This window comes from Kitasatospora sp. NPDC007106 (genome assembly GCF_040634455.1).
Classification (GTDB): Bacteria; Actinomycetota; Actinomycetes; order Streptomycetales; family Streptomycetaceae; genus Kitasatospora; species Kitasatospora arboriphila.
The window spans coordinates 19182-29159 of the sequence record NZ_JBEYFP010000030.1; the positions used below are offsets into that span (position 1 = coordinate 19182).

Below are 9978 nucleotides of genomic sequence, written 5' to 3' on the forward strand. Positions count from 1 at the left end.
TCGCCCCAACTCGTCCGAGGGGTGGTGCGGTACGTACCGGTTCATACCCACCCGGGGCAGTCGGAACGCCGCGCATCCGCCCGAGACGTTACCGCTATCGGGGGGCCGATGTCGCGATCTCCGGCCACGATCACGGGAACGGGCGACGGGCGGTCGGTCAACCCCCCACCGGGCCGCCCAGCTCGGCCAACGCGCCGTCGGTCAGCCGGAAGACCGTCCACTCGTCCATGGGCACCGCGCCGAGCGACTTGTAGAAGCCGATCGACGGCTCGTTCCAGTCCAGCACCGACCATTCCAGGCGGGCGTAGCCGCGGGCCGTGCAGATCCGCGCCAGCTCGACCAGCAGCGCCCTGCCGTGGCCGCCGCCGCGCGCCGACGGACGGACGTAAAGGTCCTCCAGGTGGATCCCGTGGGTGCCGCGCCAGGTGGAGAAGTTGCGGAACCACAGGGCGAAGCCGACCGGCTCGCCGGCGTCGTCCTCGGCGATCAGCCCGAACACGGCCGGGTGCTCGCCGAACAGCGCGTCGTGCAGCTGCTCCGGGGTCGCCCGCGCCTCGTCCACGGCGCGCTCGTACTCGGCGAGCTCGCGGATCATGGCGTGGATGACGGGGACGTCGGCGGCCTCGGCGGTGCGGATCATACGGCGAGGGTACTCGGACGGACCCGCCGGGCGGAAAGGTTAATCGTGCGCACCCGCTCCGACCCGCGGTCCTCCCGGCTCCCGCACCCGTGCCGGTGGCCCCGACCTGGGCCCGGTCGGCGAGCCGGACCTCCGGCCGGCGGACCGCCGGGACGGGTGGTGCCGGGGTGCCGCAGCGGTGCGCATCGCGGCCTCCCTCGCTCGGGGCGGCGGGTCGGCCCGGGACGGCCCGACCCGTGCCACGAGCCTACGCCGACGGCCGCCGGGCGACCTGCCGGACGCCCCGGGCACGCCGGGGGCCCGGCCGCTGCGCGCGGCCGGGCCCCCGGTTACTGATGCGTGATCAGGCGGCCTTCTTGGTCTCCCAGAAGATGCGGTCGATCTCGGCGATCAGGTCGAGCAGGGCCTGGCCGGTGGCCGGGTCCGTCGAGGCCTTGGCGGCCGAGGCGGCCTTGCCGGCCTTGTTGAACAGGTCGTGCAGCTGCGGGTAGGCCTCGAAGTGCGGGGCCTTGAAGTAGTCGGTGTGCAGCACGGAGAGGTGGTGCTTGACCAGCTCGGCGCGCTCCTCCTTGATGACGATGGCGCGCGCACGGAAGTGCGGGTCCTCGTTGGCCTGGTACTTCTCCTGAGTGGCCTTCACGGACTCGGCCTCGATGCGGGCCTGGGCCGGGTCGTACACGCCGCAGGGCAGGTCGCAGTGGGCGTGCGCGGTGGCTCGCGGAGCAAACAGACGAGAGAACATGGAAGTCCTTCCTTAGATCGTCTTCCCGCGAGCGAGATTACCCCGCCGCAGCGGCCGTTTCGCGGTCGGCCCGGTGGCCTAGGGCAAAAGACGGAGCCACAACCGGTCGATATCGGGCGGGCACCGGGCGTGCCGCCATGCTGGAGACTGGACGGCGACACGGGCAGGGGAGAGACGGATGGCCGAGGAGCGGGAGCCGGACGGCGGCGGGCTGCTGCCGCTCGGGGTGATCGACGTGGCGGGCCCCTCGATGCGGCCCGCCCTGCACGACGGGGACCGGGTGCTCGTCCGGTACGGCGCGCGGATCCGGCCGGGTGCGGTGGTCGTGGTCCGGCATCCGCTGCGGCAGGACCTGCTGGTGGTGAAGCGGGCGGTCGGGCGCCGTCCGGGCGGCTGGTGGCTGCTGTCGGACAACCCGCTGGTGACCTCGGACAGCCGGGAGTACGGGGCGGTGCCCGCCGAGCTGGTGCTCGGCCGGGTGCTGCTGCGGCTGCGGCCCCGCCCGGCCTGGCTGGCGCCGCCGCGGAGCCTGGAACGGGTGCTGAACGGCGCCGTCCTGGGCCGCCTCCCGGGCCTGGCGGCCCGGTTCGGCGTACACGCGCCACTGGACGTGGAGTCGTAGGCCGCCGTCCTCACGGCATGCGGGCGCCCCCTGCGGGGCACCCCTGAACCGACCACCCGGCTGTCCTTCGACGACACGCCCCGGCGAGATCGCCCCCGGGTGCCGAACGGCCTCAGTCGCGGGCGGCGAGGGCCGCGCGGGCGGCCTCCTCGCGCTTGCGGGCGCGGTAGGCGGCGACGTTGGCGCGGGTCGCGCAGCGGTCGGAGCAGTAGCGGCGCGAGCGGTTGGTCGAGGTGTCGAGGTAGGCGTTGCGGCAGGGCGCGGCCTGGCAGATGCCGAGCCGGTCGGCGCCGAGCTCGGTGAGGTGGATGGCCAGGCCCATGCAGGCCACGGCGGTGTAGTTGGCGGTGGCGGTGGCCGCGTTGTCGGCCAGGTGCAGGTGCCAGCGCGGGCGGCCGGCCTCGTCGAGGTAGTCGTGGCCGGAGACCAGCGGGCTGACGGGGTACTCGACCATCAGGCTGTTGAGCAGGTCGACGGCGCGGATCTCGTCGCCCTCGGCGGCGGCCTCGAAGACGCCGCGCAGCCGGGTGCGGACGGCCCGCAGCCGGGGCAGGTCGGCCTCGTCGGCGAGCGCGGCGGCGCGGCCGGCCGTCCCGAACAGGCCGCGGACGGCGTCCACCGAGGTGAGGGCGTCCCGGCCGCGTTCCGGTTCCTCGGTGTTCACCAGCCGGACGGCGTAGTCGGCGTACGAGGCGAGCTCCACGGATGGTCCTTCCAGGGCCGGTAACAGGCAAGCTGCCTCAAGGGTATTACCTGAGAGCCGGGGCGCGAAGACGCCCGCCGCCCTCGGGGGCGGCGGGCGTCTGCGGAGCGGAGGTCAGAGGACCTTGGACAGGAACAGCTTGGTCCGCTCGTGCTGCGGGTTGGAGAGCACCTCGCGCGGGTCGCCGGACTCGACGACCACGCCGCCGTCCATGAAGACCAGCGCGTCGCCGACCTCGCGGGCGAAGCCCATCTCGTGGGTGACCACGACCATGGTCATGCCCTCCTCGGCGAGGCCGCGCATGACGTCGAGGACCTCGCCGACCAGCTCGGGGTCGAGCGCCGAGGTGGGCTCGTCGAACAGCATCAGCTTGGGCTGCATGGCGAGCGCACGGGCGATCGCGACGCGCTGCTGCTGGCCGCCGGAGAGCTGGGACGGGTAGCTGCCGGCCTTGGCGGACAGGCCGACCCGCTCCAGCAGGGCCATGCCGCGCTCCTTGGCGGCGGCCTTGGTCTCGCCCTTGACCTGCACCGGGGCCTCGATGACGTTCTCGAGCGCCGTCATGTGCGGGAAGAGGTTGAAGTGCTGGAAGACCATGCCGATGTCGCGGCGCTGGAGCGCGACCTCGCTGTCCTTCAGCTCGTAGAGCTTCTCGCCCTTCTGCCGGTAGCCCACCAGGTCGCCGTCGACGTAGAGCCGACCGGCGTTGATCTTCTCCAGGTGGTTGATGCAGCGGAGGAAGGTGGACTTGCCGGAGCCGGACGGCCCGACCAGCACGAACACCTCGCCCTGCTTGACCTCCAGGTCGATGCCCTTGAGCACCTCGACGAGGCCGTAGGACTTGTGGACGCGCTCCGCCCGGACCATCGCGTGGGTCGCGTCGGCGGGGGTCTTCTCAAGGTCGCTCACAGGTGACCGCCTCCTTCCAGACCCGGGACGACGTCGTGCGTGGTCGCCGGCTTGCGGCGGCCGGTGAACATGCCGCGGACGCGCTGCAGCGGGGTGGGCGGCAGGGTGCGGTTGGCGCCACGGGCGTAGTGCCGCTCGATGTAGTACTGGCCGACCGTGAGGATCGAGGTCAGGACCAGGTACCAGATGCTGACCGCGATCAGGACCGGGATGGTCTGGAACGTGCGGGAGAAGATGTTGTGGCCGGCCTGGTAGAGCTCCTCCAGGGCGATGACGCTCGCCAGGGACGAGGTCTTCAGCATCGAGATGGTCTCGTTGCCGGTCGGCGGGATGATCACCCGCATCGCCTGCGGGAGGACGATCCGCCTCATCGTCTTGAACTGGCTCATGCCGAGGGCGTGCGCGGCCTCGGTCTGGCCCTCGCTCACGGACTGCAGGCCGCCGCGGACGATCTCGGCCATGTAGGCCGCCTCGTTCAGGCCGAGGCCCAGCAGCGCGGCGACGAAGACCGGGATCAGCGCGTTGGTCGAACCCGAGACGAACTCGGGGCCGAACGGGATGCCGATGGAGAGCTTCGGCCAGATCGCGGCGAGGAAGTTCCAGAACACCAGCTGCACCAGCACGGGGGTGCCGCGGAAGATCCAGATGTACACCCAGGCCACTCCGGAGAGCAGCGGGTTGGGCGAGAGCCGCATCACCGCGAGGATGATGCCGCCGACCACGCCCATGACCATCGCCAGGGCGGTCAGTTCGAGGGTGACGAGCAGGCCGTGCAGGATCTGGTCGTTGAAGAGGGTGTCGCCGACGACCGACCACTGGAAGGCCGGGTTGGTCACCAGGGCGTGGATCAGCATCGCCGCGAGGAGGGCGACGACGACCGCTCCCGCCCAGCGTCCGGGGTGGCGGACCGGGACGGCCTTGATGGTCTCAGGCCGTCCCGTCTTCACCGACCCCTGATCGATAGGGTTCACGTTGAGTAGCCTCGGGGGGTTGGTTGGAGAACGTCAGCTCTTGGCGGCGTTGACCTCGGACGTGGCGATCGCGCCCGCCGAGACACCCCACTTGTCGAGGATCTGCTTGTACGTGCCGTCGGCGATCAGGGACTGGACGGCGCCCTGGACGGCCTTGGTCAGCTCGGAGTTCTTGGCGACGACGATGCCGTAGGGGGCGCTGTCGTAGGTGTCGCCGATCTTCTCCAGCTGGCCGTTGGTCTGCTTCAGCGCGTAGTCGATGACCGGGGAGTCGGCCATCATGACCTGGTCGCGGCCGGCCACCAGGGCCTGGGTGACGTCCGTCTGCAGCGAGAACTTGTCGCCGTCGCCCGGGATCGGCTGCTTGCCGGCCTTGACGCAGTCGGGGTTGCGGACGTCCTTGATCTCGTCGGCCTGGGTGGTGCCGGTCTGGACGGCGACCTTCTTGCCGCAGAGGTCCTTGGGGTCGATCTTGTCCGGGTTGCCCTTCTTCACGGCGATGGCGGAGCCGGCCGTGAAGTAGGTGATCATGTCGACCGTCTGCTCGCGCTCCTTGGTGTCCGTGAAGGAGCTCATGCCGAGCTGGTACTTCTTCGCGGCGATGCCCGGGATGATCGAGGTGAAGTCGGCGTTCTGGACGTCCGCCTGCAGCCCCAGCTTCGCGGCGATGGCCTTGGCCAGGTCGACGTCCATGCCGACGATGGCGCCCTTGTCGTCCTTGAACTCGTTCGGGGCGTAGGAGGCGTCGGTGGCGACGGTGAGCTTCCCGCCCGACTTCACGTCCGCCGGGACGAGGGCGGCCAGCGACGGGTCGGCCGACGCGGCCTTGACGGAGCTCGTCGGGGTCGCGGCACCCGAGCCGGAGCTGCTCGACGACGAGCTGCAGGCGGTGAGGAACAGGGTGCCGGCCGCGAGGGCGGCGCCGGCCGCGACGAGGCGGGGGCGCAGGGTGCGAGCGGTCATGAGGGGGATCTCCTCCTGGGGGAGAGACGAGCGGAGCGCTACGCCGGGGGGTGGCGGTCGCCCGGCCCTCCGTCGCACTCCGTCGTGCGGCGCCGGGCCGGCCGTTCACTTGTTCGAAAATTCAAGCCGTGCATGTCGCCACCCTCCGCCGAGGTGAGCGCACGTCGGACCGCCTCGCAGAGAGGGGCGCCTCCGGGGAGGCGGTGTTCGATCCGAGTTGGGTGGAATCCTGCCACTCACGGACGGTGAACGGGCCCCGATTCAGATCAAAATCGGATAACGAGGGGCCTTCTTGTCCGCTATCCGGACGAATTCCGACCTCCTGTCACCCTGCGTATAAGTATGCAGACTTGGAGGCGTCCGGCCGGGGAACCCGGCCGGAGCGTCCGGACTCAGAAGCCGCCGTTGACCACGGCGTTCTGCGCCGCACCTGCGGCGACGCCCCACTTCTGGAGGATGTTCTCGTAGGAGCCGTCGCGGATCATCTGGTTGAGCGCCTTGACCAGAACGTCCCGCAGTTCGGTGTTCTTCTTGTTCACGGCGATTCCGTAGGGTGACGGCTGGAGCTGCGCGCCGGCGATGTCGAACTTGGCGCCGTTGGGGCCGCCCTTCGCGGCGACGTACGCGGCCACCGGGTAGTCGTTCAGGTCGGCGTCGGCGCGGCCCGCGGCGAGCTCGGCGAGCGCCTCGGTGTCGTTGTCGAACAGCTTCACCGTCAGCGGCTTGTGCGCCCGGGTGCAGGCGCCGACCTGCCGCTCGACGATCGCGTCCTGGGTGGTGCCGCGCTGCAGCGCCACGGTGTGGCCGCACAGGTCGTCCAGCTTGGCGATCTTCTCCGGGTTGCCCTTGGGGACGAGCATCTGGGTGCCGGCGATGAAGTAGTCCACGAAGTCGACGCCGGGGTTCACCACCTTGCCGTTGTCGTCGGTGCCCTCCCGGCGCTGCCGGTTGTCGGTCATCGCGGACATCGCCAGGTCGAAGTCGCCGGCCTGCAGGCCCGGTATCAGCTTGTCGAACGCGGTGTCGGCGATCTCCACCTTCACGCCGAGCTGCTTGCCGAGCTCGGCGGCGATGTCCGGGTCGATGCCGACCGCCGAGCCGTCCGAGGCCTTGAACTCCACCGGGGCGTAGTTCAGGTCGGAGGCGATCTTGAGGACCCCCTTGGTGCGGATGCTCTCCGGCAGCCGGGCGTGCAGGTCGTCCTCACTGGGCTTGCCCGGGCCGGAGCTGCCGCACGCGGTCAGCAGCAGGGTTCCCGCGACGAGCGCAGCCCCCGCGGCGATGGTGCGGGCGGGGCGGGGCGCGAAGGCGTGCATGCGGTGGTCCTCCTGGGGGAGCGGTGGAGCGGTGGAGCAGGCGAGGGTGGCGCTGCTGGCCGGAAGGTACCGTCCGCGAGCGGAACGAGAGCGTCCGGATGTCGGTGTGGGAAATGTGATCCTGCCATCCCGCCCTGCTGTCCGAGGTCGCGGGTATGTCAGAATCTGGTATCGGGTAACCCCCGACGAACGAAGGCAGACCGCCGATTCCGCTGCTCACAATCGAGCGGGGCGGATTCGGGGTGCGCAGGACCGGAAGTCGACGACGCCGACTCCGTAGCCGAGGCACCAGCTCCCCTCCGTGTCTGCGTTCACTCCTGCGGGTGCGTGTACCGTCCTGCCGCGGGTCGGTCCGGGCTGTCGGATTCCACCGGGATCCGGGCAATGTCAAGGGCCTCCGTGCGGTGAACGGCACACGACGAGGACGAAAAGGCACAGGTGCGGTGCCTTTGTCCCACCTAGGCTCGCCGGTGTGTCACCGTCCGTCCCGATGCGGATGCGCCTGGGCACGACCGGACAGCACGCAGAACCAAAAACCCTCATTTCGAGGGCGTCGCCCGACGGCCGCGCCCCGACCCCGGACACCGGGTACGCCTCGCGTACCCGGCGTCGCCGTCCCCCGTGGCGGCGTCCGCGGTGTCGATCGACCGTCGGCCGGGCGTCCTCGCTGATCATTGACGAAGAGGTCAACGTGGCAGCGGAGATCATCCACCCCAACACCCAGGACACCGACGATCCGGTCGACGCCGTCTTCGCGCTCCACCGCGGCGGCAAGATGGAGGTCCGGGCCACGGTTCCGGTGCGCGACGCGGACGACCTGTCCCTCGCCTACACCCCCGGTGTCGCCCGGGTCTGCACCGCCATCGCCGAGCAGCCCGAGCTGGTCAACGACTACACCTGGAAGTCCAACACCGTCGCGGTGGTCACCGACGGCACCGCCGTGCTCGGCCTCGGCGACATCGGCCCCGAGGCGTCGCTGCCCGTGATGGAGGGCAAGGCGATCCTCTTCAAGCAGTTCGGCGGCGTGGACGCCGTCCCGATCGCGCTGGCCTGCACCGGCGTGGACGAGATCGTCGAGACCGTCGTCCGGCTGGCCCCGTCCTTCGGCGGCGTCAACCTGGAGGACATCTCCGCCCCGCGCTGCTTCGAGATCGAGCGCCGGCTGCAGGACGCCCTGGACGTCCCGGTCTTCCACGACGACCAGCACGGCACCGCGATCGTCACCACCGCCGCGTTGTGGAACGCCGCCAAGGTGACCGGCCGCGAGGTCGGCACCCTGCGCGCCGTCATCTCCGGCGCCGGCGCCGCGGGCATCGCCATCGCCAAGATGCTGCTCGCCGCCGGCATCGGCGACGTCGCCGTCTGCGACCGCCGCGGCGTGGTCCACCAGGGCCGCGAGGACCTCACCGACGTCAAGGCCGAGATCGCCGCCCTGACCAACCGGACCGGCCTCAAGGGCTCGCTGGCCGACGCGCTCGCCGGCGCGGACGTCTTCATCGGCGTCTCTGGCGGCACCGTCCCGGAGGACGTCGTCGCCACCATGGCCGAGGGCTGCTTCGTCTTCGCCATGGCCAACCCGAACCCGGAGATCCACCCCGAGGTCGCGCACCGGTACGCGGCGGTCGTCGCCACCGGCCGCAGCGACTTCCCGAACCAGATCAACAACGTGCTGGCCTTCCCCGGCATCTTCGCCGGCGCCCTGCAGGTCCGCGCCACGCGGATCACCGAGGGCATGAAGCTCGCCGCCGCCCAGGCGCTCGCCGCCGTGGTCGCCGACGAGCTGACCCCGCAGAGGGTCATCCCCTCGCCCTTCGACGAGCGGGTCGCGCCGGCCGTCTCCAAGGCCGTCGCCGAGGCCGCCCGGGCCGAGGGCGTCGCCCGCGCCTGACGGCCCGTCGCCCGGGGCGTACCACCCAGGGGGCGCGCGGAGGCCATGCCTCCACGCGCCCCCGGTGCGTTCCTCCGGTAGCGCAGGTCACACGGTTGCGTGGTACCGGCCGCCCCGCCCGCGCCGATATCGTCCGGACCATGTTCGCTGCCTACGCCGCCCGCATCGATCCGGACGACCCGCTGAGCGCACTGGAGTTGGGCGAACTCCCGGAGCCCGAAGCCCGCGAGGGCTGGAGCGTCGTCAACGTCAGGGCCGCCACCCTCAACCACCACGACCTCTGGTCGCTGCGCGGCGTCGGCCTGCCCGCCGAACGCCTGCCGATGATCCTCGGCTGCGACGCCGCCGGCGTCGACGAGCACGGCAACGAGGTGGTCATCCACTCCGTCGTCGGCCAGAGCGGCCACGGCGTCGGCCCGGCCGAGCCGCGCTCCATCCTCACCGAGCGCTACCAGGGCACCTTCGCCGGCAAGGTCGTCGTCCCCACCTGGAACCTGCTGCCCAAGCCCGCCGAACTCAGCTTCGAGCAGGCCGCCTGCCTGCCCACCGCCTGGCTGACGGCCTACCGGATGCTCTTCACCAACGCCGGCGTCAAGCCCGGCGACACCGTCCTCGTCCAGGGCGCCGGCGGCGGTGTCTCCACCGCGCTGGTCGTCCTCGCCAAGGCCGCCGGCCTGCGGGTCTGGGTCACCGGACGGGACGAGGCCAAGCGCGCCCGCGCCGTGGAGCTCGGCGCCGACGCCGCCTTCGAGAGCGGCGCCCGGCTGCCCGAGCGGGTGGACGCCGTGATGGAGACGGTCGGCGCCGCCACCTGGTCGCACTCGGTGAAGTCGCTGCGCCCCGGCGGCACCATCGTGATCTCCGGCGCCACCTCGGGCCCGAGCCCGAAGGCCGCCGAGCTGAACCGGATCTTCTTCCTGGAGCTCAAGGTGGTGGGCTCCACCATGGGCACCAAGGAGGAGCTCGCCGGCCTGCTCGCGCTCTGCGCCAACACCGGCGTGCGGCCGGTGATCGACTCGGTGCTGCCGCTCACCGAGGCGCGCGAGGGCTTCGCACGCCTCGCCAAGGGCGACGTCTTCGGCAAGATCGTGCTGACGCCCTGACACGGGAGCCCTGACACACGGCGGAGGGGGGCGGCGGGCGGCGGGGCGGGGGGGGGCCCCGCCCGGCCCCGGCGGCATCGTTGTTGTCCACTCCTTAAACAACAACCCACCCAACAATAAG

10 protein-coding genes are annotated in these 9978 nt (G+C 71.3%); 3 read left to right on the top strand and 7 right to left on the bottom strand.

Going from position 1 to position 9978, the window contains the following annotated elements; translation table 11 throughout:
- Nucleotides 1-157: 157 nt before the first annotated feature.
- Both ABZ641_RS05845 and sodN read right to left on the bottom strand, forming a co-directional pair.
- Nucleotides 158-640 carry a GNAT family N-acetyltransferase gene (locus ABZ641_RS05845; RefSeq protein WP_344624439.1) on the bottom strand — a complete coding sequence of 161 codons (483 nt, stop codon included), beginning with the start codon at nt 638-640 and terminating at the stop codon, nt 158-160.
- A 343-nt stretch (nt 641-983) separates the two neighbouring features.
- Entirely contained in the window at nt 984-1382 is a 399-nt protein-coding gene (gene sodN / locus ABZ641_RS05850; RefSeq protein ID WP_030267960.1) for a superoxide dismutase, Ni, read from the bottom strand.
- Between the two features lie 178 nt (nt 1383-1560).
- Between sodN and sodX the strand changes: the two genes are divergently transcribed.
- On the top strand, nt 1561-2004 hold the full coding sequence (gene sodX, locus ABZ641_RS05855; protein WP_344624438.1) for a nickel-type superoxide dismutase maturation protease: 444 nt from the start codon (nt 1561-1563) through the stop codon (nt 2002-2004).
- A gap of 112 nt (nt 2005-2116) precedes the next feature.
- Here the strand turns inward: sodX and ABZ641_RS05860 are convergent, their stop codons facing one another.
- The 5 genes from ABZ641_RS05860 to ABZ641_RS05880 form a co-directional block, all read right to left on the bottom strand.
- Complete coding sequence (locus ABZ641_RS05860; protein WP_095873204.1) at nt 2117-2707, bottom strand: CGNR zinc finger domain-containing protein; 591 nt, start codon at nt 2705-2707, stop codon at nt 2117-2119.
- A 114-nt stretch (nt 2708-2821) separates the two neighbouring features.
- Nucleotides 2822-3574 carry an amino acid ABC transporter ATP-binding protein gene (locus ABZ641_RS05865; protein WP_344624465.1) on the bottom strand — a complete coding sequence of 251 codons (753 nt, stop codon included), beginning with the start codon at nt 3572-3574 and terminating at the stop codon, nt 2822-2824.
- Nucleotides 3575-3612: 38 nt separating this feature from the next.
- Nucleotides 3613-4587: an amino acid ABC transporter permease gene (locus tag ABZ641_RS05870; protein ID WP_344624436.1), complete on the bottom strand. Its 975-nt coding sequence runs from the start codon at nt 4585-4587 to the stop codon at nt 3613-3615.
- A gap of 33 nt (nt 4588-4620) precedes the next feature.
- Nucleotides 4621-5550 carry an ABC transporter substrate-binding protein gene (locus ABZ641_RS05875; RefSeq protein ID WP_359979464.1) on the bottom strand — a complete coding sequence of 310 codons (930 nt, stop codon included), beginning with the start codon at nt 5548-5550 and terminating at the stop codon, nt 4621-4623.
- A 392-nt stretch (nt 5551-5942) separates the two neighbouring features.
- A complete protein-coding gene (locus ABZ641_RS05880) occupies nt 5943-6866 on the bottom strand; it encodes an ABC transporter substrate-binding protein (protein WP_344624434.1) in 924 nt (307 codons plus the stop codon).
- A gap of 691 nt (nt 6867-7557) precedes the next feature.
- Here ABZ641_RS05880 and ABZ641_RS05885 point away from each other — a divergent pair.
- Both ABZ641_RS05885 and ABZ641_RS05890 read left to right on the top strand, forming a co-directional pair.
- A complete protein-coding gene (locus ABZ641_RS05885; RefSeq protein WP_359979467.1) occupies nt 7558-8754 on the top strand; it encodes an NADP-dependent malic enzyme in 1197 nt (398 codons plus the stop codon).
- Between the two features lie 140 nt (nt 8755-8894).
- Complete coding sequence (locus ABZ641_RS05890) at nt 8895-9857, top strand: zinc-binding dehydrogenase (RefSeq protein ID WP_359979470.1); 963 nt, start codon at nt 8895-8897, stop codon at nt 9855-9857.
- Nucleotides 9858-9978 lie beyond the last annotated feature (121 nt).